The following is a 24,466-nucleotide window of genomic DNA, read 5'->3' as shown; positions in this document are numbered from 1 at the left end:
ACGGACACTCTGGGGTGCCGGAAGCTGTCGATTGTCACCGCACGTGTTGGGGCATCGTGCGGTTGGGTTTCGAGGGAACTGGCCTTTCGGCAAGGTCACCAGTGTCGTCGGTAGTTCGAAGTGACCCTTGACACAGTAGGGAAAATAGCTCAAAGTGAATCCCAAGTAATTCCCTGAAGCGACATTGCATGAGAAATGCCCGCGCACGGATGGCTGAACGGAAAATTTCGACCTGAGGGAGGCGGGCATCGAACTGTCTGTTTCTGCTTATCTGGCAGTGCTATTCGGTGGTTTTCTCTCAAGGAATGGCCAACTGACGTGTCTTCTCTGCGGAAGAAGAGCGTGATGGATCTCGATTCCAAACATCGATGTGAACTCGAAGTGTCACCAAACCAAGCGACAAGTCTGCCCCTGCACTGCGTTGGCAGTGCCCGTTGATCAAACCGTCTCCTCGAAGGATCCGACAGTGACAACACCCCGGACCACACCCAAGGCAACGCCTCGTCAAGTGGCAACACACCAACAAGCATCTTCGGGGACAGCAGTGCCCGCACCGCCCGAATCACGTCGCCGTGCTTGGGGTTTGACCTCGCTGCTGGTCTTCCTGACCGTCATCAACTGGGGCGACAAAGCGGTTTTGGGCATCATTGCCCAACCGTTGTCCAAGGAGTTGGGGTTGACAGCATCCCAGATCGGTCTCGTGGGTAGCTTGTTCTTCCTCACCTTCACGATCGGCGGTTTCTTTTCCGGAGCGATTGCCCGAATAACGACACTGAGATGGGCGCTGGCGGTGTTGGCCTTGCTCTGGTCGGCGGCAATGCTCCCGATGGTCATCACGGCGAGTTTTGCTGTGCTGGTGGTCAGTCGGATGCTGTTGGGTTTGGCTGAGGGGCCGAGCGGGCCCCTGACGCACACCGCCGCGTTCTCCTGGCATCCGCCGGCGAAACGTGGACTTCCAGGTGCGCTTCTCGCCGGGTCGGCCTCGCTGGCGAAGATTGCCGTGGCTCCCGCGCTTGCCTTCGTGACGGTCACGTGGGGGTGGCGTGCGGCCGTGGTTTGCATGGCGGTGCTCGGCGTGTTGTGGTGCGTGCTCTGGCTGCCCCTGTGGTCGCAGGGTCCCTATATCCGTAGTGGAAAGCGACGAGAAGAGGCGGGAGCCGGTGCAGCCGAGACCGACGAGCCGGCGGTGCCGTGGATACGCATCTTCCGAACGCGGACGTTCATCAGCTGCACAATGCTGGTGATGGCGATATACGCCATCGTCGCGGTTGTGCTGACCTGGCTTCCGTCGTACTTCGAAGTGGGCCTGGGATACAGCCGACTGCAGGCTGGTTCGATGTTCGCATTCCCCAGCATTGCGGGCCTGATCTTGATGTTGATCCTCTCCTCTTCCGGAGATCGTCTGACTTCTCGCGGCGCCACGTCCCGCCTGATTCGAATAATCGTTCCCTCGGTGGGTGTGCTCGTCAGCGGAATGATCATGGTGTTCCTGCCCTACGTGTCGGCCCCCGCGCTGGCGGTCGCGATCGTCTCGGTCGGATACGGGTTCCTCGCGTCCGGCTATCCGCTGATCATCGCCACGATCTCCGAAATATGTCCGCCCCGGCAGACAGCCGGAACGCTCGGAGTTTTCATGGCAATGATGGGAATCGGGGGTTTGATCGGCCCTTACGTGACCGGGCGGATCGTCGACGCTGCCGATACTCCGGCTGCGGGCTATGCCACTGCGTTCCAGGCCTTCGGATTGGTTGCGGTCCTGTTTGCGTTCGGAACCTTGATTTTCGCCAACCCCGAGCGTGACAAGGAGATCGTCTGGAAAGCTACGAGTCGAAAGTAGCTACCTGAGGTTCCCGAGTGTGCAGAATAGTAGGTAACTGGACTTTTCTGGTTATGAGTCGTCTTCATGCGAGTACACTCGCTTTGTGAATCTGACGCAATGACCGAATCGACGATAGGATGGCGGCGTGCCACGTGAAAGGGAACCGATGACTGCCGTCCGTCGACCCCGCGACCGTAAGCAACAGATATTGACAGCAGCAAGCGAGCTGTTCCGGGAGCACGGGTATCACAACATTTCTGTTTCGGATGTCACCGCTCGTGTGGACATCACGACGTCCGCGCTCTATCGCCATTATCGAAACAAGAACAGCCTGCTCTATCACGCGGTTCTGGCCGGGATCGAGTCTCTCAATGAATCTGTCGGCGGTGCAACGGATCTGTACACGTTGCTGACAACGCTGTCGGCAACGTCGGTCGAGCGCCGCGGGCTGCCGCTGTTGTGGCAGCGTGAAGCCAGGTATCTGGACGACGACCAACGAGAGATGCTGCGTAAGAAGTTGCGGTTCAGTACCTCTCGCATCTCGGAGCTGGTGCAAGCGCACAGGTCTGACCTTTCCGACTCCGACAGTCGGCTGCTGGCGTACTCGATCCTTGCAGTGTTCAGCAGTTCGTCAAGTCACCGAATCTCGATGCCTCCCCGCCAGATGGAGGCACTGCTGTTCGACCTTTCGGCGCGTGTTTCCCTGTCCCCCATCGGGTCTGCGGACCCCGACGTTCCCGCTGCGCGCACAGAGGTCATCTCCATACCCGTTTCGCGACGCGAACAACTACTGACTGCGGCGATTCAACTGTTCGACGAACGCGGGTATCGAACGGTGAGCAACGAGGACATCGGCGCGGCCTGCGGGACGACAGGCCAGAACGTGTACAACCATTTCGATACAAAGCTCGACATTCTGTCCACGGCAATCACCCGTGGTTTCGACCGACGTGACCTTGCCGTGAGGCAGGCCCTGTCGCAAGTAGGCGATTCGAGCCAGACGCTCGACATTCTCTTGGGTGTTCATATCGCGTTTGCCCTGGAAGACGGACACCTCATCGGTTTGATGGCGACGGAACTCGCCGAGCTTCCCGACAACACCCGAAAGGCATGTGTCCAAGCTCAGCGGGACTACCTGGAGCTGTGGGTTAGAGCGCTCAGTGAAGTTCGCCCCGGCTTGGATGCCACCGAGGCGAAGTTCACCGTGAGTGCAGCAATGACGTTGATCGGCAACGCTATCCGTATCGGAAGCGTTCGGCGCCGTGCGGACCTCGCAGACCGACTGACAGAAATATGCATCGCTTTGATGACGGAGACTTCGGATCCCGCTGCGTCATTGGTGGACGCCGGCGTTGGTGCCACTCCGTAGTCTCGGAGCGGCACATCGGCACCCACAGAACGAGTCAGTCGCGCCCGGCTTCGACCAGCTTCTCGGCGAGGGTCGCTGGTGTAGTGAAAATCGCTTCGTGGCTTCCTGCCATCTGAACGATCCTGCACAGGCCGAGTCTGCTCGAAAATCGTGGATGCCAAGCGAACTCGCCGTGGGGCATTGCGGTGTCTTCCGTGCAGTTCAGGTAGGAAGTCCTCATCGTCCCGGAGTTGACGAGTTCGTAGAACTTCGTGAGATCAAGTTTGTCTTCCAACATAGTGACCGGTGTCGGACATAGAGACTCGTAGGCGCTCATGGCTGTCTCGTGATCGGCGTCGTTCAAGAACGCTTCTCGCCACACGTTCCAAGGCAAGGAGAACATTCCATCCACCGCTCCTTCGCGCACCATCTCTCGATAGTGAGCAGGGGACTCGTCGTTGATGCTGTTGCCATTCGCTGGAACAAAGGCGTTCCAATACACAAGTCGTCGAATGCGGTCAGGAAATACCTCTGCGACCTTGGAAATGACCGTGCCGCCGAAGCTGTGTCCCACCAGAATGAAATCCGTGATGTCTCGCTCGGTGATGTACCGAACGATCGACTCGACACCGTCCGCGTGTCGGACACTCATCTGTGATACCCCGAACCCCGTGACCGTGGGCGTGTACACGCGATGGCCGACTGCAAGCAGGTGTTTCGCCACTGGTGCCCAGTGCTCCCCGGTATGCCAAGCTCCATGCACGAGAACGAAAGTGTATTGCTGCGCCACGACTATTCCTCCATTACGTTCGCTTGCCGAAAAGAAATTCATCCGTGAGATCGAATATGAGTACCGCTCTGCGGAATTGGAGATATCCGTCAATTTCGTTCGAGGTGCCCTAGCGGACTGCCACAGCTTCGATCTCGACCAGCATTGCCGGGTCGGACAGCCCGGTAGTCTCAGCCATCAAGCTGGCTGGTGAGCATTGGTAGGTTTCGAGGGCATCGAGAACAACATCGTAGTTCGAGGTTGCAGCAGCTATGTCTCTGACAAAGATGCGGATCTGTACTACGTCTCTGAAACTGAAGCCCGCAACTTCGAGGGTGCGGTCGATGTTGACAAAAGTCGTTGCAACTTGGGCTCTGAAGTCGCCGACGCCTCCGCGTGTGTCCACGCTGCCTCGTCCCTCATGCCCCGATACGAAGAGAAACTCCGAAGGTGCGCTGATTCTGACCGCGGCGTTGTATCCGAACCTACCCGTAATGAGTTGTGGAGCAATGTTTTCGCGCTGCATTTCGAGTGGCGTCCAATCTGAATCGTCGATAGTTTCGCCGCTGATCGAGTCAGCGGTCGTAGGACAATATCTGCTTGGCGACTGCTCGGGGAGCGGAGATCATCCCGTCGTGCCCGGTGTTGATCCGATCGAGTTGCCACTCGCGCGAGTTGTTCAGCACCCGCTGCTTCGACGCTTGGATGTCGGGGAAGGCGGGCTCGGTGAAGTCGATGTAGTGCCGTGGAAGTCCAGCTCCAGCCGGACCGGTGAGAGTGACTGTGTCACTCCAGGTCGACCATGGGTGCGCAGTGAGTTGCCTTTTCGCCCAATCGATGTCATTTCGATCGGTGAGACCGAACATCGTGGGATCTGTCGGGGCGGGTACAGCGTGCCCGCCGGTGGCAGCGACAAGCGTTCGGAGTACCTCCTGACTGCCGAGTGGCATTGTGGACAGCACTGTCTCACCGTTTTCGATGACGACAGCGTCGAGGTAGACCAATCGACGGATCTTCTCAGGCATCCGGTCAGCCACCGAGGTTATGTAAGCACCACCGATGCTGTGGCCGACCAGTACGAAGTCTGTGAGCTCCTCTGCTTCAATCGTCCGAATGATGTCGTTGACAGCGTCGTCGTAGCTCAACTCTGCATGGAGGAGATGGGATCGGTCACCTACGCCGGTGATCGTCGGAGTGATCACTCGGTTTTCGCCGCGTTGCAACATCGGCGCGAGTTTGCGCCAACACCAACCTCCATGGCTGCCACCGTGAACGAGAAGGTAGTCCGGTCGCGCGGGGGAAGCTGAAGAGACGCCGGTGACTGCGGTAGCAGTTGCAGGGGCAGCGGGTGTGACTGCGGCTGCGAGTGCCGCCGCCCCTGCGAACAGCGTGCGCCGATTCACTCGCGAGTGAATCCTCGACGGCTCGCCGGCTACACCTCGCTCGGAAGCATGCGACATTCTGCTGTGCGTTCGAGTTGCGCTGTTCGGGGCCGTCAGGGCCCCGAAGGGCATGGGAGAGGTCATCCACCTAGCCTGCCGATCTACACACCTGCTGAACATGTTGGTCAGACCACGAAACATGTCCTTGCGTTCGCTTGCCTTGCCTTGCCTGCCTGGGCGGGGGCCTATCGATGCGTGGGCTTGGACGCTGCAGAGTCGACATTCACTGCGATCTTGACTTGCGGCTCGCCAGTCTGTCGGATCCCCGTAACCGATCAACTAACGAAATCAGCATCTCCTGGGAATCAAACGACAAAGCGTTTGTCAGTCCGAGAAGATGCTTCACCGGTTCATCCGACAACTGGGCAATGAGCAAGGCATCCGAGTGTCGCGAGTCTTCAGTTCCTGAATCGCCTCGGCTGTCGAAGAAGTGGCTGGTTGTGACACCGAAGAACTGTGCGAGGCCATGCATCACAGTCGCTGACGGGGCGCGGCGAACCCCGGTGCGAAGTTGAGAAAGGTAGGGCGTCGATATGCGATACCCCTGCTGGCGAAGTGCGTCGCAGACTCGTGCATTGGTCAATCCAGGTTGGCGGGTTGCGAAAAGAGCGTTCAATCTGATGCAGAAAACGCTGTATCCATGCTCGCTCAGCAATTCTCTGCTCTCCGTGTGGCGTACCGGTTCGGTCCGATACCCCCCGAGCGGGCCGGGACCTGCCGCTCGGGGGATGAGTGATCGGGTTGTCAGACTTGAATGTCGCTGAGCGCGTCGACGATCAAGTCGGTTACCGCTGACGGCTGCGACGCCAAGGATGCGTGCCCAGCCGGCAGCTCGACGAGTTTGCGGGGGTTCATTCGCCCAGCCATCATGCGCTCGTTGTCGGGATGGATCATTCGATCTTCACTGGAGACCTGGTACCAGCTCGGCTTGACCTTCCACGCCGGTGCAGTAACCGCGTCACCGAAAGTACTTGCCAATGGTGCTTTTTGGGTAACTGCCATGATCAGTGAGTCATTGACGTCGAGATCCTGACAGAAGCTTTCGCGATACTTTTCCTGAATGATCCACAGGTATCCGTCGGAGTCCGGTGTCAGATTTGCGGCAGCGGCGGGTGGGTTCTGTTGGGTGATACCGCCCGGGCTTTCGCCGGCATCGGGTGCAAACGCTGCGATGTACACCAGCCCGACGACGTTGGGGAGGTCCCCCATTTCGGTGATGACTGCACCGCCATAGGAGTGACCGACCAGCAGAACAGGGCCTTGAATCTGCTCGACCATCTTGCGCGTGCGTTCGGCATCGTCAGCGAGTGATGTCAGAGGCAGTTCGACGGCGCGGAGATTCGAATATCCCCTGGCGTGCAAATCGACGATGACTTTGCCCCAGTGGGCCGCGCCGCCCCAAAAACCGTGTACCAAAACAACAGTTACGTCAGCCCTGCCGTTCCCTTCGGTTGGTGTTCCTTGTTTTCGGCAGTGGCCAGGCCATCGGCGTTCTCGGTCAGCCCGTCAGGCACTGCACGCTGAGTTGACCGGTGCCTTGTTGATTCGGTCCCACAGGAACTTTGCCGCTAGCGGCATTCCGGTCGCCGTTCCGAAATCATGGCTGAGAGTTGACCCCGGTAGTAATGGCGGCGTGATGTCGTCTTGTGTGTATTCGACTTCCGCTCCCAATGCGCACCATCTGTCTCTCAGTGCTGCAACGGAATCAGCGGGAACGATGTCGTCGTTGGTGGACGTGTGCAGGTATACCGGGGCAGAGGGGGTCGTGCGTCCGATCTGTTGATCGTCGACTACTGCCGCGAGTTCCGGCTCTTCGGAGAGGATCTGAGAGAAGGATTTTCCGTCGACGGTGTAATCGGTACTACGAGTACCCAACGATGTCAGCCCGGTATCCGGCACGCATTGCGTCGCACTGGTCGTAAGCCATTGTTTTCCCTCCTCGTTGAGCCGCTTGTCGAAGATCGGACCTAGCTCGGGGTATCTCGCCATCAGGCTGTTGAGGGTGTACCCGATCGCTCCGGTGAGTAGTGACCCGTCTGCCTTGCGGAGAACTTCGCGCAGATCGGGATCGGCTGCCCCCGCGTAGGTACCGAGCATGTGCAGCTCTGGTGCCCGCTCGCCGACGATTTCTGCAGCGGATGCGCTCGCCCCGCCGCCCTGGGAGTAGCCCCAGAACGCGATCGGCGTGGAGTCAGGCAGATTCCACAGTTGATTCGAGGCGCGCGCGGCATCGACGACGGCGTTGCCCTGCTCGACCCTGTTGACGTAGGTGTGAATCCCGGGAGTGCCAAGTCCGATGTAGTCGGGCATGACTACTCGAAACCCTGCGGTGAGCAGCAAGCCGGCGTCGGCGACGTTGTAGTTGACGGGCAAGCTCAACTGAGGGCTGATCTGAATATTGAAGGCCCACGCAAGGTTCTTCGAACCGGCGCATTGATCGCCCTGGCCGAACGTACCCGGAGCGACGACCACGGTAGGTCGTTCACCGGGCCCGCGCCAGGGAAACGCCGGCGTGATGGCTGCGCCCGTGGTGGCCACGGGAGTTCCGTCCACGAGAGTGGAGGTGTACATGATCTTCTCGCCATTGCCCGGCCAAGTGCCAGGGATGCCGGGTATCTGACCGAGCAGAGGGGTAGGCTCGGACTTGATCATCGTGCCCTCCCCTGCCGGCAATGTCGTGGGTGGTTGATAGAAATCTTGCGATTCCGCTTGTGCAAGAGCGAGATTCATGGAAAATGCTCCGACAGCGAGGAAGCCCACTGTCGTGAGACGGAGCAGCGCAGCTTTGTGCATTTCTTCTCAGATCTTCCGTGTAAGACATTGTTGTCTAACTTTCCCTCAAGGTAGCGCACATGTGACGGGACTCGCAATGGTCGTCTCGCATCGGTGTTCGCCACAGTTGGAGTCTGTATGGGGCCCTGCACCGCGCGCCGCCGCTGAGGAAGATTCCGGCCTGCGGGAGAAGGGCCGGAAGGCAGAAGGGTTCCGAGGAAGACGCTGCAGCGTGTGGCGCGCCGCGGTCGAATCAGCTGGACGAGGTGTCGGTGCCGATCAGAGCGCTCAGAATCGTGGACATGACTTTGACAAGACCGTCGACGGGCGTGCGGGTGGGCGTAGTGCTCCACTGATGCACGAGAGCTATGAATGCTGTCGACGCCATTTCGTATCCTCCGGGGGGAACGAAATCCTCACCCACGGCATTTTGAACTGTCGTTTTGAAGAACACGGCCCATTCTGTGCGCCGCTCTACTCGATGTGCTTCCACTCGCAGGCTGACCCCGACGATGTCTACGTACGAGATCTGAGCTCGCCGAGGATCGCTGCCGATCGACTCGACGAACGCTGTCATCGCCGTCTCTGCGAGATCGGCTAGTGTGTCGGGCTTTTCGTCAGCGATCGCAGTCAGCATCGCGTCCCGCGCATCGCTTTGGATCTGGTCGTACAGTGCGATCAACAGATCTTCGCGGCTGTCGAACTCGTCGTAGAACTGTCGTCGTGCAAGGCTCGCAGTGGTACAGATGTCCGCGACCGAACTCGAGGCGTAGCCCTTGTCCGAGAAGACTTCCAGCGCAGCCCAAATGAACTGCAGCCGCCTTTCGGCACGCCGAGCCGATACCGGTCGACCGCCGTAGTTTCGAGTCTCGTCGCTCACCTCCTGCACGCGTCCATGATAGTCGCCCGACTCGGCGGGCTACGCTGAGCCTCAGGCGTAGATGGCCTTCAAGTCGGAAGCGCAATTCGCGAGGACGGCGTCGCTCTCGAGCGAATAACTTCGGCGTCAGTTCGGCGGCATCGTGAGACCATTCGGGCGCGTTGACGCTCCCCACAGCCTGGCTGCTCCCGGCGCATCGCGACTCACTCGAAACGGGTGATGTGCAGGTAGGGATTATTCGGTTCGAGCTCGAGAGGGGTACTGAGAAGGTGACACCCCGTAATGCGTCTTGAACGCGGTACTGAGATTGAACGCATCCGAATACCCGGTCTTCTTTGCCAAACGATCCAATGTGAGCGATGGATCGACGATCAGCGAATCCGCGACCAAGGCCAGCCTCCACCGGCGCAGATGTTGCATCGGGGGTTCACCGACGGAACTTTTGAATTCAGAGACGAACATGGATCGCGACATGCCGGCAATGGCGCTCATCGCCGGCAGGGTCCATTTCTTCCCGGGATTTGAGTAGACCTCGCGCAATACGGCACTGATCGATTGACGGGGATCGTGCGACAGGTTCCCCACATTCCAACCGGCAGACCACTCCGCGAGCATCAGGCAGACAATCGATTCGAGGAGTCTGACCGCCGTGGATGGGAATCCTTTCCCATCGGCCCAGTTGTCGTGTTCCCGGGCAAGCGACTGCAGGACATGGGATACCGAGCTCACCTCTGAGGTTCTCGACGTCAAAAGATTCGGAAGATGATGCTCCAGAATCGAATACAGATTTCCTGCCGACTCGAAGGAGAATACGAGGACGGGTAGGCGGCTGGACCTTTCCGTTCGATCCGAATCGCGATGTGGTTCGGACAGGCGAAAGTCACGGTCAGCGGGCAGGCACAGGATGCCGACCTCACCAGCGTGGAGCGCTGTAACTTCTCCGCGTGAAGTGGTAGATGTTATCTCGAGTGATAGTTCAGTATTGCTGAAAATAAGGAACTTTCGGGAGAATCCCACCTCGAATGTCGACGACTCTGCAGACGCATCGAAGTCCTCGATGCCGGTGTTGGCGATGCCGGTGTTCGCGATATCGAAGCTCACGATACGAAATGCCGAGAGTGCGCTGTCTACGGGACTGAGCATCTCCTGATACTAGGCAAATGGAGAGTTGGAGGGGCGAAACGCAATCACATGGATCCTGAACCCTCGAGCATGGTGCGCTGACCGACGACGAAACTAGCGTTCAACCATGGCAAAAAGTAGAGAGATTTTGGTACTCGGAAGTACTGGCCAAACTGGTCGGATAGTGGCGGATTCACTGGAGAGCGAAGGACACGCGGTACGGCGAGCCTCCCGTTCGTCTCGGTCTACGCCCTTCGACTGGTTCACGCAGGACACGTGGCGGCAAGCAGTCGAAGGCGTCTCGCGCGCGTACGTGGTGCTGCCCGAAAGAGTGGTGGATTTTGGTGCCTTCGTGGACCTTTTGGAGAATTGCGGCGTGGAGCACGCAGTTGTTCTGACCGCTCGAAACCCATCCGTCAGTGGTGACGGCATAGCTGTCGGGGCCGAATTCGCGTTTGCCCAGTCGGCGGTGAAGAGCACTTTCCTTCAACCGAGTTGGTTCGCGCAGAATTTCACGACGGGTATGTTCGCGGGACAACTTCAGGCCACCGGCACATTGAGGCTCCCGGCGGGAACCGGTTCGGAGCCGTTCATCGATTACCGAGACATCGCAGAAGTGGCCTCCTCCATCCTTTCGATGGACGACCCTTCGCCGAGCGGTCCTTTGCCGCTGACGGGTCCGAAGTCCTACTCGTTCGAGGAAGCCCTCCGGGTCCTCGCTGATGTAACTGGCACGGATGCAGGGAGATTCGAATCGATCTCCGTCCTCGAATGGAAATCCGACGCAACCCGTATGGGAATTCCTGAATCTTTCGTGCAGTCGCTGACAAACCTGTTCGTTGCGATATCCAAAGGTCGTGACGATTACATTTCCAACGGTGTGCACGAGGTGCTCGGGAGGGAGCCTCGTTCACTTTCCGACACTTTTCGTGATCACTCGAACCTGACGAGCTGATTATCGGCGACCACCGGATCGATAGGATGGGAATGAGCAAGCGACGAAGGGTGTAATTGTGGCGAGGGCGGTTGTTGTCGGTGCGAGCCGAGGTCTTGGTCGTGCTTTGATCGAGGGTCTGAGGAGCGATGGCGACGAAGTTCTCGGCATATCGCGTCGGCGTCCTGACGGGTTCGACGTCTCCGAGTGGATCGAAGCCGACCTGACCGACCCTGTTACGGCAGCGAATTCGATCGATCAGGAGGTTGTCGGTGGTGTAGATACCCTGATCTGCAACGTCGGAATTTGGGAAGGGGATGCCTTCACTTCCGATTATGCGTTCACAGATCAATCTGATGTCGAAATGCTCGAAATGATCAACGCCAACATCACGGCCACAATTCTCCTGCTCAAGCGCCTGATCCCGAGAATGATCGGCCGTCCTCGACCTCGGATCATCTTGACCGGGTCCACCTCGGGACTCCCGCGAAGCGGTAGGCCGGAGGTTGCGTTCGGTGCATCGAAGTTCGCGATCAACGGCATTGCCGACGCGTTGAGAGAGGGCTACCGGAAGGACAGACTCGCTGTGACTGTCCTTCATCTCGGATATCTCAATACAGAAGACGGACTCGACGTGCCCCGAGACGTCGCTGCCGCCAGGGGAGAGGGATCTCTGGTCCCGGTACATGACGTTGTGGATACGGTGCGCTCGATCTCGAGTTTGTCGTCTTCGACGTCAGTGCGGGAAGTAGTCCTCACTGCGATCGACGATCCGCGATTCTGATTTGCGGCTGTCGACTCAATCTGGTTGCTGAACAGACGTATTCAGAGAATCTAGACCCCGATCAAGAAGTAAGCTCCGGTCAGATACGTCAGGGTGAGGCCCGCCAAGCCCCACGCCATGTACGGCCGGATGTAGAGGCGCCGCAGGCGGTGCAATCGCAGGGAGGCTCGCAAGAACGCACCCACGGTCCCGAGCAGCAACATCAGGCTCGGGACGAAGACCGCCAGTCGGCGATCCTTCTGTGAGCACAGCAAGGTGTCGGTACCGAAGCATTCGCCCCGCCGGGAGCCCAACCACACGATCGCGATAACCAAAACCGCGGTAGCCAGAACGACTGACAAGCCGTACGTCAGGGTTCGCCTGTTGATCTTTCGCTCTCGACGCTGAATTACATCTGACGCGTCAGAACTGTCGGTCATCACACCGGCTCCTGTACATCGCACCTCACTTCGTGGATCGGCGGTGGGAGAGGGCGTACAGCACTACTCCGACGGCCAAGAGTAATGATGCGCGTAACCACGTCGCAGCGCTCTGCTGGGTGAGCAACGCAACGCACGTACCGAGAGCGAGGATCGGGAAGATGATCGGCGTTCGGAAGTGTTTGTGTTGCACTGCGTCACGGCGCAGAACCAGGACGGCGATGTTGGTGCTGATGAATACGAAAAGCAGCAGGAGTACCACCGTCTCCGCCAGGGCTGACAGTGATCCGGTGACACAGAGAGCCATGGCGACGGCGGTGGTCGCGATAATCGCCACCCAGGGGGTCCGTCGCTGCGGCAGTACCCGAGCGAAGACGCTCGGGAGCAAGCCTTCCGATGCCATCCCGTATGTCAGCCTGCTCGCCATGATCATTGTCAGCAGTGCGCCGTTGGCGACTGCGACCAACGCGATCAGGCTGAACAGGCGAGGCGGAACGCCGACGTCGGCGGCTGACACAACTTCGAGCAGTGGCCCGGAGGATGCGGCAAGTTCGTCGGCGGGCAGGACCACCGAGACAGCCAGGCCGACAAGGACATAGGCGGCGCCGGCTGTCAGCAATGCTCCGAACAGTGCGCGTGGGTAGACCTTGCTCACGTTCTTCACTTCTTCGGCGACGTTCGCGGACGTTTCGAAGCCGACAAAAGAGTAGTACGCGAGGAGTGCCGCAGCCAGCACCGCGAGTGCAGGCGATCGGCTGTCGTCGAACTCCACGACGCGGCTCAGGGTTCCGTCGCCGCGCCCGAGAACTATGCAAGCGAGGACGACAACGAGGACGAGCCCGGTGACCTCCACGACTGTCATGACGACGTTGGCGCGCATCGACTCCTTGATGCCTCTGGCATTGAGAAGTCCCACCACGAGCAGGAAGACGAGCGCCGCTGGAACGGTAGGGACGTCGATGAAGGCTTTGAGATAGTCGCCCGAGAAGGCGAGGGCGAGTCCCGCCGCACTAGTTACGCCGGCCGCCAGCATCGAGAAGCCGACAAGGAACGAGATCAGTGGTTTCCGATACGCCCGTTGGGCGAATACTGCTGCACCGCCCGCCCGCGGATATTTGGTGACCAGTTCGGCATACGACGTTGCTGTCAGCAATGCCATGACGAGCGCTACGAGCAGTGGTACCCAGACGGCTCCACCAACTTCACCGGCGATGACGCCCACCAATGCGTAGATGCCGGCACCCAGAACGTCTCCGAGGATGAACACGAAAAGGAGTGGGCCGGTTATGGCCCGAGTGAGAACGCTCTTACCGCCGTCTTCATCTCCGCGTGCGGTTTCGTCCACGTTCTCAGCACCCGCGGCGCGTCGCATATGCAAGGTTCGTCCTGTCTTCATGGTGACGTGCCGCCACCTCAGGAGCAGACATGTACCCAGTGGTCGAAGTTTCAAACGTGGGTCGCTCGCCTTCTCGTGCTTTGCTTGTAGGTGAATCGCAGAAGTAGTGACTGGAGGACGACGTGGCTGAAACGACGGTTGCCGCGGTGATGGACGAGCTGGCTGCGCTCGAGGATCCGAAGGCGCGCGCGGTGAACAAGAAACACGGTGACGATCACGGTGTGAACCTCACAAAACTGCGCGCTGTTGCGAAGCGATTGAAGACTCAGCAGGAACTCGCACAACAGCTTTGGGCGACGGGCGATACCGCGGCGCGATTGTTGGCCCTTTTGATCTGCCGCCCGAAGGCGTTCGAGCGTGACGAGTTGGATGTCATGTTGCGAGAGGCCCGCACTCCCAAGGTGCAGGACTGGCTCGTCAATTACGTGGTGAAGAAGAACCCGCATGCCGAGGAGTTGCGGGTGGCCTGGACCGCTGACCCTGATCCTGTGGTCGCTAGCGCCGGGTGGGCTCTGACTACCGAGCGCGTAGCGAAGAAGCCTGAGGGACTTGATCTTTCAGGATCGCTCGACGTCATCGAGGCGGAGATGAAGGATGCTCCTGATCGCCTGCAATGGGCGATGAATCACTGCCTGGCTCAGATCGGGATCGAACATGCCGAGTACCGCGCCCGGGCAATCGAGATCGGTGAGCGACTGCGGGTGCTCGAGGATTACCCGACTCCACCGAACTGCACCTCGCCGTTTGCGCCCATCTGGATCGCGGAGATGGTGCGACGACAGAGGGCAAAGTAGAGCGCACGACAACTGAGGATAGGGTTACCTTCGTGCTACGTTAGGCGCCGTCACCCGCTCGGGGTGTCTGAGCAGGTCGATCGACCGGGAGGTCCTGGCGTGGCGAGAATTTTGGGACGAGGGCTGTCAGAGCGACGAAGTGGTGGCAGCCGTGTCCGCCGGATGGTAGCCGTCGTGGCGGCGTGCGGGCTGGCGGCCGGAATGGCGGCCTGCAGCAGCAACGGCGACAAAGACAGCACCGACGACAAAGACAGCACCCGGACTTCATCCGCAGTCGACGCCGCGTTCCCGGTGACGATCACGTCGGCCCTCGGCACGGCCGAGATCAAGGAGGAGCCCAGGCGGGTCGCAACCTGGGGATGGTCCAATCAGGACGCCCTCCTGGCGCTCGGTGTCGTCCCGGTCGCGATGCCCACTTTCTCCGGACCTCAGTACGGGGCCGACGCGCAGGGCATTCTGAAGTGGGACGCCGAGGCACTCGACAAGCTCGGTGGCGAGCAGCCGATCTTGTTGTCGGGTGACGGAACGGGCGAAGCACCTGTCGAGCAGTTCGCCAAGGCTGAACCAGATCTCATCTTCGCCCCGTACTCCGGGCTCACTCAGCAGGAATTCGACGCACTGTCGAAGATCGCGCCGGTGGTTTCCTTCCAGGACGAGCCGTGGACCGCGTCGTGGCAAGACCAGGTGACCATCGCCGGTCAGGCGCTGGGTAAACAGGCCGAGGCCGGCACGCTCATCGACAAGACCAACGCCGCGATCAGCGCGACGGCTGCGAAGAACCCTGCGTTGCAAGGTAAGACCGTCACCATCGGACTCCCGAACAGTCCGAGCACCTTCGCGGTGAGTAAGAACGCCGACGTGCGTGTCGAGTTCCTCGAGCAGCTGGGTCTGAAGAACGAGCCGACGATCCAGCAGGCCGATCCCGCCAAGGATCCCGAGGCCGTGTACTTCGAGCTGAGCACCGAGCAGGCGCCGCTGATTGCGTCTGACGTGCTGTTCGTGGTGGCCTACGACAAGGACTCTCTGAACGCGTTCCTCGCCGAGCCACTGGTGGCAGCTCAGCCGGTGATCGTCGATGGGCGTACGGCATCCACCAAGGACTTCAGCGTCGACAAGAACTTCGCGTTCGGCGGACTGACGGTCCTGACCATCCCGTACATCCTCGACGACGTCGCCACAGTTCTGAACACCGCTGCCGGCAACGTCAAGGGCTGACCGGCCCGCTAGCGGGAAGTTCGAAACTGTGTCCGGTACCGCTGTGGGCTGGTGCCGACCAGGTCTCGGAAGCGTTCGCGGAACGTGGTGACGGCATTGAATCCGACTTGTCCCGCAACACGTTCGATCGAGTGGTCGGTAGTCTCGAGCAGAAATTGCGCTTGGCGGAGCCGCGCGTGATGGAGCCACTGCAACGGCGTTGTACCGATTTGTTCCTGGAAGCGGCGGTTGAGCGTGCGAGTGCTCATCGTTGCCTTGGCCGCGATTGTCGTGATGTCGAGTTGCTCCCCGAGGTTCTCTTCCATCCAGTTCAGTAGTGGTCGAAGGGTTGTTCCGCTGGGTACGGGAGGCTCGTGAACGATGAATTGTGCTTGCCCTCCGGCACGTTCGAGCGGCATCACACTCAGCCGCGCCGTGTCGGCGGCGACCGCGGACCCGTAGTCCTGACGAACCATGTACAGACACAGGTCGAGTGCGGCCGCGGCGCCGGCGGAAGTCAGGACGTGCCCGTTGTCTACGTAGAGAACGGCAGCGTCGACGTCGATAGCCGGGTGCCGGCGGGCCAACTCCGACGCAGCCGCCCAGTGCGTCGTCGCGCGAAGTCCGTCGAGCAGGCCTGTGTCGGCGAGGGTGAATGCGCCGACGCACAGTGAGGCGATGCGCGTGCCGCGATCCGCGGCAGTTCTGAGGGCTTCGATGATCTCGGGGTCGATCGGCACGTCGAGATCGGCGGTGCCCGGGATGATGATCGTGCTTGCCTGGGCGAGGCGTGAGAGTCCGTGCGGTACTCGCATCGTGAACGTTCCGGTCTCCACCTCCTCGGTGAGCGCGCACACGGAGGTCCGGTACGCCGGTGCACCCGAGGGGAGCCTGCATCGTCCGAAGACTTCGAGGGGTGCTGCCAGGTCCATCGGCACCACTCCGGGCAACGCGAGAACTGCAACGTCATGCATGTCTGAAACGTAGCGTATGTGGCGCGAGATTCTGTGATCTCGTGTCGTGAAATATCCTCTCAACTGGTATTTCACAGAATATGTGAGGTTGGCTGAAAGCCGTCGAAGGTTGGCTTTCAGCCGTCGCCGCAGGGGTCAACTTCCTCCTACTGTCGTAGGAACAGCGACGCGCACAGGAGCGCGTCGCACAAAATCGGAGGTTGCAGTGCACGCGCAGATCGTGTTGTTCGACGGATTCGATCCCATGGATGTCGTGGGTCCGTACGAGGTGCTCTACGCCGGGGGTCTCGCCAGCGGTGGGGCGTTGAGTGTCGAACTCGTCAGTGCGGAGGGGCCTCGGACTGTCCTGAGCGGAAGTGGTGAACTCGCTATGACCGCCACTGCAACCCTCGGTGTCGAACACGCGGATCTGATCATCGTTCCTGGAGCTTCGGGTCTCTTCGAACCCGATGCGGACCAGCCGGGCACCAGTTTGCCGGAAAGACTCGCGGCCACAACGGAAACCGAACTGCCTGTCATGATGCGGCGTGCACTCGACGATCCTGGTGTTCTTGTTGCGACCGTCTGTGGAGGATCTTTGGCGCTGGCGATGGCGGGGCTTCTCGAAGGGCGCCGCGCCGTGACACACCATCTTGCCGTGGACGCACTGGCGGCCGGCGGCGTTATTCCGATCCAGGCGCGAATCGTCGACGACGGTGACCTGATCACCGCCGGCGGTGTGACATCCGGTCTCGACCTTGGCCTGTACCTGTTGGAACGATGCCTCGGGCCCCGGATAAGTCTCGAGGTCGAAGCGCTCTTCGACTACGAGCGTCGTGGAACGGTGTGGTCGGCCAATGGCGCCGAGCCTGTAATCACCTTCGCCCCGGACGCTGCGTGAATACGCTTGTGCGTACCGAAACGCGAGAAATCCCATGACCGGAATCCTGCTGTCCCTCCACGTGATTGCGGCCATTCTTGCCATCGGCCCCGTCGCTGTGGCGGCGAGTATGTTCCCGGTGGCGAGTCGCGCCGCGCTCGCCGATCCGGACAGCGCCAGTGTTGCGACGACGGGCATGCTGCATCGCATCGTTCGGGTGTATGCCACGATCGGCGTTGTCGTTCCGATGCTCGGTGTCGCCACCGCCGTCAATCTCGGAGTGCTCGGTGACCTGTGGATCCTCACCTCGATCGCACTCACCGTCGTTGCCGCCGTGATACTCACCGCGGTCGTGCTTCCCGCCCAACGGCTGACAATGGCGGCGATCGAAGGAACCGGGTCCGTTGTGGATGTCGCAACGCGGCTCACCCGTCGACTGGGCACAGCGACGGGGATCTTCAATCTGCTCTGGGTCGTTGTCGTCGTGTTGATGATCTTTCGGCCAGGATCGACAACCGGCGTGTGATCCGAGGCGATATTTCCCGTGTCGGAGACAGCGACGCTTGACCTTGACACAGTGACAAGGACTCCAATGGTCGACGAAGGAGGTGGTTGTCGTGAACACAACCAACCATGGTGGACAGAATGCTCACCTCGTCGACGCATTGGCCGCGGCTGATCCCTCGGTTCGGCTGCGCGCCGCGCTCGCTGTCGGCACGCGCCCGGACCCTGAGCTGACGGATGCCCTGATCGATCGGTGCGCCGTCGAGCCGGACTTCTTCGTCCGCGACATGCTGACCTGGGCATTGTGCCGCTTGCCGGCCGAAATTACGGTGCCGAGGCTGATCCGTGAGCTCGGGTCCGATGGTTCGCAAGCCCGCAGTCAGGCGCTCCACACCTTGTCCAAGATCGGCGATCCGATCGCGTGGCCCGAGGTCTCTGCGCTGGTGCACGACCAGGACGACGAGGTCGCGCGCAGTGCGTGGCGCGCCGCAGTGGCACTCGTGCCGGCAGGAGTCGAGGGTGCACTCGCAGCGGATCTGGCGACCGAACTCGGGCGGGGTGAACTGCAGATGCAGCTCAGTCTGAGCCGTGCTTTGACCGGGCTCGGCGAGGCTGTACTCCCGGTGCTCGACGCGGCCGGTATGAGCCCGAATCCGCGTGTCCGGGCGCATGCTGATGCTACAAAGCAACTCTGGCACGACCCCGACGGTGGGTTCGCACTCTCTCACGAGTTGGCGAAGCGCGTCGCGGCAATCGGCCCGGACGCGTAGGAAGGGGAGACGGATGTTGATCGGCGAGGTCTCGCGGCGTTGTGGTGTCAGCACACGGATGCTGCGTCACTACGACACCTTGGGACTGGTAAAGCCGACGGGCCGCACGTCCAGCGGTTACCGGGAGTACTCCGCCGACGACATCCGTCGACTCTTCCACGTCGAGAGCTTGAGGACGTTGGGGCTCTCGTTGAACGAGGCCAAGCGTGCACTGGACGAACCCGACTTCGCGCCGGCCGATTTGGTGGGTGAACTCATGCAACACACTCGGCAACGGATCGCGGCGGAGGAGGAATTGCTGACCAAACTCGAAAGGGTCGATGCCAGCGCCCCTTCGGAGTGGGACGACGTCCTACGCATGGTCTCACTGTTGCGTGCACTCGAATCCGAGTTCGCTGCCCATCGTCAGCAAGCGATCCTGTCGCAGGAGCTGAATGCGGCGTTGCCCGTCGACGCACTCGTCGAGGCCATCCTGTCGGAGAAGGATGCCAACGTGGCCGGAGCGTTGCAGTGGGCGTTGGCGAGGACCGAAGGTGCGGGCCTTGCAGGTCTCACGAAGGGCCTCGAATCGGAGGACGTCGAGGTTCGACGCCGCGCGACGTCGGCCATCTCCGGGATCCACACCGAGGAAGCAACTCGGGCGCTGAAGCGAGCTCTCGATGATTCGGACGCGATAGTCCGCGCTGATGCCGCTCTCACCCTCGGATCTCGCGGAGAGGCCGTCTCGATGCCCGCTCTCCTCGAGATGGTCGCCGACGGGCGACGCGACGTCGAGGCCGGAGAGGTGCTCGGTCTTCTCGCGGAGCACTCACCGACAAGCGGTGAGGTCGTCGATGCCGTGCAGGCAAGGCTCGACGGCACTGACAACGCCCCGACGAGGTTGCGAATCACGCAGGCACTCGCTGAGATTCCCGGCGCGGCGGCCCGGGAAGCGCTCGCCCGGCTGACACGCGACGACGACAAGACGGTCGCGTCCACGGCAGCGGCGATCCTCGCGATGCGGGACCGTGGACCACGCCGATGCGAACGACCGCGTATCGGGAACTGAAATCGGAGAACTAGGGCACCTCTGAAAAATGCGGGCCCGGGTGGTCAGCGCCGCAACGATTTTGCCGCGGCGTTGCCCTTCAACGCTGCACAGAGCAGGACAAGGAGCACCGCTAGAAACACGACTGTTGAGGCGACAGCCGACACCACAGATCCGAAACCTGTCACGACACCGATGGCGACCTGCATGCACAGTCCCACTACGGCTGTCCACACCGTCCGGCGTAGAAGGGGCCACGCAATCCGATGGGCCAATTGCCACGCCTCGGGGCTCGAGATCGTTGCCTTCGTTCGTATGCCGACAACGGGATTCGGTTCATCACCGACCAGTCGCGGCATGAGCCCAGCAACGAAGGCGAGGATAAGCGTCGACGACGACAGCGAGGCCGTCAGACCCAGTAAGTCAGGCGATCCCACCCGTCCAGCCCCCCTGTCGGCAGATTTGACACAGCGGACATTCCAGTCTGGGTTGCCGCTGGGACACACCCGACCGTATGCGAACGAATGCATGTACGGCTGTGCGGGTGACGCACTTTCAAGCTTTGCCGAATGAGCAGTGGACTCGATCTCGGACTGGTTGTCGGACAGACCCTAATGCGGATCACCCACGCAGAAAAGGTTTCCCGCCGGATCCGCCAACACGTCCCAAATTGATCCGCCCGACTCATGGCGCTCGATGTGGGCTGCTCCTGCCGCGACAAACGTCGCGACGACCTCGTCCCGCGGAGGATCCTGCGGTTCGAGGTCGAAGTCGAGGTGAACCGTATTCCTTTGGCTGCGAGCCTGATCGATCCGTTGGAAACCGAGAGTGAGTGGGAGATCCGGGGCCGTCACCGTCAGGAAATCTTCGTCACCATCGGTACTCGCCTCGCCGAATCGCTCCGACCACCAGGTGGCAAGTGATCGGGCATCCGTTGCATCGAACGTAACCATGGCCAATCGCACCATCACACACCACAACCTCTTTACACGTGACTGCCTTTCGATCGATCTTAGGCAAAGCCCTGCAGCTGCTGCGCACCCGCTGCGGAGTGATCGGCGGATAGGGTTTCTTGCGTGGTAGATCAACGGCGAAAGAGTTTGCGACGCAGGTACCTGAGCCTCGGCCTCGGCGAACTGGCGGCCGCGGCCGTATTTGCCGCTGTGGCTGTCGGCGTCGTGATGCCTCGGCTCGAAGGTCCGAAAGACTCCGCTGCGTTGTGGTCGGCGCTGGCCCCACTGCTTGTGATACTCGTACAAGCAGGTGTCTACTGGCTGCTTGCGCGAGGCTGGGTCGAGCAGGCACCGATGCCGGTCCGCCTCGCAGCGCTCTACCGCGTGTTTCGGGTCCTCGATGTTCTCTTGTTGGCGATAGCTCTTCTCGGCGTTGTCATCTGGCTACCAGATCACTCCGGCGCGGCTGTGGGAGTCGTGGCGGTGTGGGCTTTCGGCGTCGCCGAGTACGCCAATTATTTCGTGGCTCGTCTCGCCTATCCGCTGCGGCGGTGGCCTTTCGAGATCGGCAAGTTGCGGAGGCCCCAACTTGTGCACGACCTGCATTCGGCGCGGTGATACCGGCGATGAAGCCGGCCCTTGCCGCAACAGCAAAATTTGATGCGGGATCGGAGTGAATTCGGAAGGATCGGTTCTGCCCACCCAGGAATGAAGCCTCTATGTCGTTCTTCACCGAGGAAGGAGAACCACCATGGCAGCGTCGCGTCGCAGCCGCCGTGATGCCCCACCGCCCCGGGCCGGAAACAGCGAGGTCGATACGCCACGCGCGTTTCTCGACTACTTGCGTGATTCGATCGCTGCCAAGGTCGAGGGTGCTCCGGAACCTCAGGTGTGCACCACAATTGTTCCGTCGGGGACAACCTTGCTCGGGCTGGTCAATCACTTGATCTTTGTCGAACGATCGATGTTTCTCGCAGAAAACGTGACGGATTGGAAAGCGACGTTTCAGCCGTCATCGGAAGACAGCGTGGACGGTGTCGTCAGTCGCTATCGCGAGACGGTCGAGCGTGCCAACGCAGTTCTCGACGGATGCACAGATCTTGCCGCGCCCATCCCGCGACCGGGGGCGAAACGACCCGCTCCCAGTGTCCGCTGGGCGCTCGTGCACATGATCGAAGAGACCGGACGCCATGCCGGCCACGCTGACATCCTCCGCGAACTGATCGACGGTTCGACCGGCCGGTGACGCTGTAACAAGGAATAGAGTTCCCGGTGAAGACGATAGGTCTCGCCGAAGTTGAATCTGTCTGAAGCGGAGGGTAATTGGTTTCACATCGAGAGTGACCAGCCTCTCTGGTCGCACGCGTCGACGTTGCCGCTGGGACTCAAGGCTATGGACGCCAATCCTGGAAACGAAGCACCGACCGACTACTCGCCGCAGCGGTAGAGTGTGACGACGACCACGTGGCATTCCTCGGCAGATGGGACGGTTGCTTCGATCAGCGAGGCCGGCTGCGACAGGAACTGGGTGACGACGAGGTAGCCGGGCGCGGCATGGATCTTTACTCCGTCGAACTCGGCAGTTTCGGCCACCGCCGACGCGGTAACGAACCGACCGATGATTTCGAGGATCTCCAGTTCGGTCAGGGCACGGGGCGCGACATTGCCGGAGACCCTCGCCCGCAATCGCTCTGGCCGCGACGGGCTTCGTCCAGCTGAGCCGATGAGATTGCCGAACAGGGTGATTGATCTGCATCCACGGCGCGGTGTCGGCTCAGTGTCATAGCCCGTCGAGGTTCTTGATTCGTCTCAGCAACATCCACGCACTGCGCCTCGAACAGGTGTCGAGTTGCCGTCACCGCCGACGGGTTGAGCGTTTCGGATCAGATCACTATCGACAGTGTGCAGCGCGTCTACAACGTCTCTCAGGACGAGGGTCATTTGCCGAAGTGAGGCCGGAGGGATCCGGTCGATCGTGTCTTCGATCGTGTGATACCGCGAATGCGCTGTCGTTATGTCAAAGCTCGGGACGAAATCGGGGACTCGCGCCAGAGATGACTTGATCGGGAGCGGAATGGGCGGGACGACTCCATTCTGAACGCACTCCTGAAGTACGAGGTTCAGCAACACAGGATTGAAAGAGCCGAGTACGCCCCTGATCTCGTCCAGCCCGGTGGGGATATCGACCGAGGACTGGGTCACACGAATGGTGCCCGCGGCGGCGAGGTGGTCAAGCCATGCGAACGTGATCACGCGCGGCAGCATGTCCTCTAGATGGGTTTGCATAAAGTGCGTGAGGTCGAAGTCCCCGCAGTCGTGACCTCCTGCCGCGAGAAACACCAATGTTCTCGGACGCTCGCTCCTGGCTTTCGCTGCGTAATGACGCATCAGCGCCAACATGCCCGCAACACCGGTGCCGTTATCCATTGCGCCGCCGTAGGTGCTGTCGTAATGCGCGCCAATGAGAACAATTTCGTCACTGACCCCGGGAAGTACACCCACGACGTCTTCCATGACTGCGCGCAGCTCGTGAGTTCCAGGGCCCAACGATCCCCCGGTAACGGAGCGGGTTCCACCGAAGGGGGGATTCTCGGTCCGAATCTCGAGCGACATGGTCACCGGTCCGCCACCGAGAGCGGTGCGGATTGCGTTGAAGTCATCCGATCCCAGGACAAGCCCTGGGATCGACGCTTCCTTTCTCTGTCGAAAGGTGTTCTTGTCGATACCTTTTCCGTGCGTCAGCCGCGTCAGATTGTTCGGAGCATCGGCAGTTCTGATGTAGCCGACGGCGCCGTGGGCGACGGCTGACTCGTATGCATCGAGCATTCCATCGGTGTTCATCACATTGATCAGATATACGGATTCGACCATTGCGATCTTGCCTCTGACGTCGACACGGTCGAAGTCGCGCGCAGTTCCGGCACCGACGTGGACAACCTCGGCCTCGACCTGTCCTGCACTGGTGTACCAGATCGGGTACGAGTTCGTTTCCCACGGCAACGCCGGGGCAGGGGACGCCGCATTGGTTACCTTCGCGTGCCACACGCTCGGGTAGTACACATCGAAATCCCATTCCTCGGTGTGGGTCTGGAGCCCGGATTGCTCGAATGACTCGCGCACCCATCGCGCCGCGTCGCGAACTGCGGGAGATCCCGGACGACGCCAGCCAAAGGACGTCATCGTCTCTACGTCACTCATCAGGGCGTTCTCAGAGAACACGTCGCCGGGCGAGGTGCCTGGAGTTGATGCTTTGGGAATCAGATCGGCCGCAGCCGAATTATGCGTGGCCAATGGTAGTCCGATACCGGCGGCTGCCGCCCCAGCCATCTGCATCATGCGGCGGCGACTGAGTGCTTTGCTATGTGTTTCGTCGTTCATCTTGGGGTCCTTACTATCTCGGGTTGACGATCGCTACTGAGTCCGCGTGACGGTCAAGGCTGGTCCCCTGCATCTCCAGCGCTGGGAGTCCTGCGAGCTCGAGCTGTCACGATGACCCCGTGTCCTGTACGTAGACGCGGACTCGGGGTAGGCCACGACACGGGCGAACGAACCCGACGAACTGGACGACAGCACTGCGCCTGACGTGGCGAGGCACGTGTCGGCGAGTGTGGCGGCGGTCGCGAGAGTCGGTATCGCACGGTCAAGGATCATGGGGTCTCCGGCTTTCGAGCTATAAAAGTTACGTGCGATTCTTTTATACAGTGTC

General features: G+C 60.6%; 26 protein-coding genes. 12 read left to right on the top strand and 14 right to left on the bottom strand.

What is annotated here, in order from left to right; all coding sequences use genetic code 11:
- Positions 1 to 466: 466 nt before the first annotated feature.
- Both ACVZUB_RS28765 and ACVZUB_RS28760 read left to right on the top strand, forming a co-directional pair.
- Positions 467 to 1,837, top strand: coding sequence for an MFS transporter (locus ACVZUB_RS28765; RefSeq protein ID WP_372510007.1), 1,371 nt, complete (start codon positions 467 to 469; stop codon positions 1,835 to 1,837).
- Between the two features lie 127 nt (positions 1,838 to 1,964).
- Positions 1,965 to 3,188, top strand: a complete 1,224-nt coding sequence (locus ACVZUB_RS28760; protein ID WP_238565268.1) for a TetR/AcrR family transcriptional regulator — start codon at positions 1,965 to 1,967, stop codon at positions 3,186 to 3,188.
- Positions 3,189 to 3,222: 34 nt separating this feature from the next.
- Here ACVZUB_RS28760 and ACVZUB_RS28755 read toward each other — a convergent pair whose 3' ends face one another.
- From ACVZUB_RS28755 to ACVZUB_RS28725, 7 genes are all read right to left on the bottom strand, one after another.
- Entirely contained in the window at positions 3,223 to 3,999 is a 777-nt protein-coding gene (locus ACVZUB_RS28755) for an alpha/beta fold hydrolase (RefSeq protein WP_482628003.1), read from the bottom strand.
- Between the two features lie 67 nt (positions 4,000 to 4,066).
- Positions 4,067 to 4,462 carry a RidA family protein gene (locus ACVZUB_RS28750; RefSeq protein WP_003943219.1) on the bottom strand — a complete coding sequence of 132 codons (396 nt, stop codon included), beginning with the start codon at positions 4,460 to 4,462 and terminating at the stop codon, positions 4,067 to 4,069.
- A gap of 49 nt (positions 4,463 to 4,511) precedes the next feature.
- Positions 4,512 to 5,462, bottom strand: coding sequence for an alpha/beta hydrolase (locus ACVZUB_RS28745; RefSeq protein ID WP_333821857.1), 951 nt, complete (start codon positions 5,460 to 5,462; stop codon positions 4,512 to 4,514).
- Between the two features lie 660 nt (positions 5,463 to 6,122).
- Complete coding sequence (locus ACVZUB_RS28740) at positions 6,123 to 6,794, bottom strand: alpha/beta hydrolase (RefSeq protein ID WP_482628002.1); 672 nt, start codon at positions 6,792 to 6,794, stop codon at positions 6,123 to 6,125.
- A gap of 90 nt (positions 6,795 to 6,884) precedes the next feature.
- Positions 6,885 to 8,171: an alpha/beta hydrolase gene (locus ACVZUB_RS28735; protein ID WP_209448097.1), complete on the bottom strand. Its 1,287-nt coding sequence runs from the start codon at positions 8,169 to 8,171 to the stop codon at positions 6,885 to 6,887.
- A 232-nt stretch (positions 8,172 to 8,403) separates the two neighbouring features.
- Complete coding sequence (locus ACVZUB_RS28730) at positions 8,404 to 9,039, bottom strand: TetR/AcrR family transcriptional regulator (RefSeq protein WP_482628001.1); 636 nt, start codon at positions 9,037 to 9,039, stop codon at positions 8,404 to 8,406.
- Positions 9,040 to 9,264: 225 nt separating this feature from the next.
- Positions 9,265 to 10,173 (bottom strand): helix-turn-helix transcriptional regulator, encoded by a 909-nt coding sequence (locus ACVZUB_RS28725; RefSeq protein ID WP_003943126.1) that lies wholly within the window; start codon positions 10,171 to 10,173, stop codon positions 9,265 to 9,267.
- Between the two features lie 163 nt (positions 10,174 to 10,336).
- Here ACVZUB_RS28725 and ACVZUB_RS28720 point away from each other — a divergent pair, with 163 nt between their 5' ends.
- Both ACVZUB_RS28720 and ACVZUB_RS28715 read left to right on the top strand, forming a co-directional pair.
- Positions 10,337 to 11,107 (top strand): Rossmann-fold NAD(P)-binding domain-containing protein, encoded by a 771-nt coding sequence (locus tag ACVZUB_RS28720; RefSeq protein ID WP_257232913.1) that lies wholly within the window; start codon positions 10,337 to 10,339, stop codon positions 11,105 to 11,107.
- A 58-nt stretch (positions 11,108 to 11,165) separates the two neighbouring features.
- A complete protein-coding gene (locus tag ACVZUB_RS28715) occupies positions 11,166 to 11,870 on the top strand; it encodes an SDR family NAD(P)-dependent oxidoreductase (RefSeq protein ID WP_482628000.1) in 705 nt (234 codons plus the stop codon).
- 50 nt (positions 11,871 to 11,920) lie between these two features.
- Here the strand turns inward: ACVZUB_RS28715 and ACVZUB_RS28710 are convergent, their stop codons facing one another.
- Together ACVZUB_RS28710 and ACVZUB_RS28705 are read right to left on the bottom strand one after the other, a co-directional pair.
- Complete coding sequence (locus tag ACVZUB_RS28710; protein WP_054188379.1) at positions 11,921 to 12,289, bottom strand: hypothetical protein; 369 nt, start codon at positions 12,287 to 12,289, stop codon at positions 11,921 to 11,923.
- A 25-nt stretch (positions 12,290 to 12,314) separates the two neighbouring features.
- Positions 12,315 to 13,661: an APC family permease gene (locus ACVZUB_RS28705; protein WP_176748926.1), complete on the bottom strand. Its 1,347-nt coding sequence runs from the start codon at positions 13,659 to 13,661 to the stop codon at positions 12,315 to 12,317.
- A 146-nt stretch (positions 13,662 to 13,807) separates the two neighbouring features.
- On the opposite strand from ACVZUB_RS28705, the gene ACVZUB_RS28700 reads away from it, so the two are divergent.
- Together ACVZUB_RS28700 and ACVZUB_RS28695 are read left to right on the top strand one after the other, a co-directional pair.
- Positions 13,808 to 14,479 (top strand): DNA alkylation repair protein, encoded by a 672-nt coding sequence (locus ACVZUB_RS28700; protein WP_253741393.1) that lies wholly within the window; start codon positions 13,808 to 13,810, stop codon positions 14,477 to 14,479.
- Between the two features lie 162 nt (positions 14,480 to 14,641).
- The gene (locus tag ACVZUB_RS28695) at positions 14,642 to 15,694 is read left to right on the top strand and encodes an ABC transporter substrate-binding protein (RefSeq protein ID WP_007735664.1); all 1,053 of its coding nucleotides are present in this window, start codon (positions 14,642 to 14,644) and stop codon (positions 15,692 to 15,694) included.
- An 8-nt stretch (positions 15,695 to 15,702) separates the two neighbouring features.
- Here the strand turns inward: ACVZUB_RS28695 and ACVZUB_RS28690 are convergent, their stop codons facing one another.
- Entirely contained in the window at positions 15,703 to 16,647 is a 945-nt protein-coding gene (locus ACVZUB_RS28690) for a GlxA family transcriptional regulator (RefSeq protein ID WP_047889416.1), read from the bottom strand.
- A 205-nt stretch (positions 16,648 to 16,852) separates the two neighbouring features.
- Between ACVZUB_RS28690 and ACVZUB_RS28685 the strand changes: the two genes are divergently transcribed.
- The 4 genes from ACVZUB_RS28685 to ACVZUB_RS28670 all read left to right on the top strand — a co-directional run bounded on the left by ACVZUB_RS28685 (position 16,853) and on the right by ACVZUB_RS28670 (position 19,828).
- The gene (locus tag ACVZUB_RS28685; RefSeq protein ID WP_312637602.1) at positions 16,853 to 17,527 is read left to right on the top strand and encodes a DJ-1/PfpI family protein; all 675 of its coding nucleotides are present in this window, start codon (positions 16,853 to 16,855) and stop codon (positions 17,525 to 17,527) included.
- A gap of 34 nt (positions 17,528 to 17,561) precedes the next feature.
- Positions 17,562 to 18,032 carry a DUF2269 family protein gene (locus tag ACVZUB_RS28680; protein WP_003943264.1) on the top strand — a complete coding sequence of 157 codons (471 nt, stop codon included), beginning with the start codon at positions 17,562 to 17,564 and terminating at the stop codon, positions 18,030 to 18,032.
- 82 nt (positions 18,033 to 18,114) lie between these two features.
- Positions 18,115 to 18,780, top strand: a complete 666-nt coding sequence (locus tag ACVZUB_RS28675) for a HEAT repeat domain-containing protein (RefSeq protein ID WP_172827070.1) — start codon at positions 18,115 to 18,117, stop codon at positions 18,778 to 18,780.
- Positions 18,781 to 18,793: 13 nt separating this feature from the next.
- Positions 18,794 to 19,828, top strand: a complete 1,035-nt coding sequence (locus tag ACVZUB_RS28670; protein WP_482627999.1) for a HEAT repeat domain-containing protein — start codon at positions 18,794 to 18,796, stop codon at positions 19,826 to 19,828.
- Positions 19,829 to 19,872: 44 nt separating this feature from the next.
- Here the strand turns inward: ACVZUB_RS28670 and ACVZUB_RS28665 are convergent, their stop codons facing one another.
- Entirely contained in the window at positions 19,873 to 20,244 is a 372-nt protein-coding gene (locus ACVZUB_RS28665) for an SdpI family protein (protein ID WP_172827069.1), read from the bottom strand.
- A 174-nt stretch (positions 20,245 to 20,418) separates the two neighbouring features.
- Positions 20,419 to 20,760, bottom strand: coding sequence for a VOC family protein (locus ACVZUB_RS28660; protein WP_198402560.1), 342 nt, complete (start codon positions 20,758 to 20,760; stop codon positions 20,419 to 20,421).
- Between the two features lie 123 nt (positions 20,761 to 20,883).
- Here ACVZUB_RS28660 and ACVZUB_RS28655 point away from each other — a divergent pair, with 123 nt between their 5' ends.
- Positions 20,884 to 21,378 (top strand): hypothetical protein, encoded by a 495-nt coding sequence (locus tag ACVZUB_RS28655; protein ID WP_341513863.1) that lies wholly within the window; start codon positions 20,884 to 20,886, stop codon positions 21,376 to 21,378.
- Positions 21,379 to 21,511: 133 nt separating this feature from the next.
- Positions 21,512 to 22,006: a DinB family protein gene (locus tag ACVZUB_RS28650; RefSeq protein WP_058038445.1), complete on the top strand. Its 495-nt coding sequence runs from the start codon at positions 21,512 to 21,514 to the stop codon at positions 22,004 to 22,006.
- Between the two features lie 182 nt (positions 22,007 to 22,188).
- Here ACVZUB_RS28650 and ACVZUB_RS28645 read toward each other — a convergent pair whose 3' ends face one another.
- A complete protein-coding gene (locus ACVZUB_RS28645) occupies positions 22,189 to 22,446 on the bottom strand; it encodes an oxidoreductase (protein ID WP_058038444.1) in 258 nt (85 codons plus the stop codon).
- Between the two features lie 123 nt (positions 22,447 to 22,569).
- Positions 22,570 to 24,138 carry a M28 family peptidase gene (locus ACVZUB_RS28640; RefSeq protein WP_064689083.1) on the bottom strand — a complete coding sequence of 523 codons (1,569 nt, stop codon included), beginning with the start codon at positions 24,136 to 24,138 and terminating at the stop codon, positions 22,570 to 22,572.
- Positions 24,139 to 24,466: the final 328 nt, after the last annotated feature.

It is taken from the genome of Rhodococcus sp. OS5, from assembly GCF_056837585.1.
The sequence above is the reverse complement of the archived record's forward strand: the minus strand, read 5'-3'. Positions and strand labels throughout refer to the sequence as shown.

Coding starts and splice junctions, on each gene's coding strand:
- ACVZUB_RS28755 (WP_482628003.1), bottom strand. CDS start 3,999: ATGAATTTCTTTTCGGCAAGCGAACGTAATGGAGGAATAGTCGTGGCG.
- ACVZUB_RS28750 (WP_003943219.1), bottom strand. CDS start 4,462: ATGCAGCGCGAAAACATTGCTCCACAACTCATTACGGGTAGGTTCGGA.
- ACVZUB_RS28745 (WP_333821857.1), bottom strand. CDS start 5,462: ATGACCTCTCCCATGCCCTTCGGGGCCCTGACGGCCCCGAACAGCGCA.
- ACVZUB_RS28735 (WP_209448097.1), bottom strand. CDS start 8,171: ATGCACAAAGCTGCGCTGCTCCGTCTCACGACAGTGGGCTTCCTCGCT.
- ACVZUB_RS28725 (WP_003943126.1), bottom strand. CDS start 10,173: ATGCTCAGTCCCGTAGACAGCGCACTCTCGGCATTTCGTATCGTGAGC.
- ACVZUB_RS28710 (WP_054188379.1), bottom strand. CDS start 12,289: ATGACCGACAGTTCTGACGCGTCAGATGTAATTCAGCGTCGAGAGCGA.
- ACVZUB_RS28705 (WP_176748926.1), bottom strand. CDS start 13,661: ATGCGACGCGCCGCGGGTGCTGAGAACGTGGACGAAACCGCACGCGGA.
- ACVZUB_RS28695 (WP_007735664.1), top strand. CDS start 14,642: ATGGTAGCCGTCGTGGCGGCGTGCGGGCTGGCGGCCGGAATGGCGGCC.
- ACVZUB_RS28690 (WP_047889416.1), bottom strand. CDS start 16,647: ATGCATGACGTTGCAGTTCTCGCGTTGCCCGGAGTGGTGCCGATGGAC.
- ACVZUB_RS28680 (WP_003943264.1), top strand. CDS start 17,562: ATGACCGGAATCCTGCTGTCCCTCCACGTGATTGCGGCCATTCTTGCC.
- ACVZUB_RS28670 (WP_482627999.1), top strand. CDS start 18,794: ATGTTGATCGGCGAGGTCTCGCGGCGTTGTGGTGTCAGCACACGGATG.
- ACVZUB_RS28660 (WP_198402560.1), bottom strand. CDS start 20,760: ATGGTTACGTTCGATGCAACGGATGCCCGATCACTTGCCACCTGGTGG.
- ACVZUB_RS28650 (WP_058038445.1), top strand. CDS start 21,512: ATGGCAGCGTCGCGTCGCAGCCGCCGTGATGCCCCACCGCCCCGGGCC.
- ACVZUB_RS28640 (WP_064689083.1), bottom strand. CDS start 24,138: ATGAACGACGAAACACATAGCAAAGCACTCAGTCGCCGCCGCATGATG.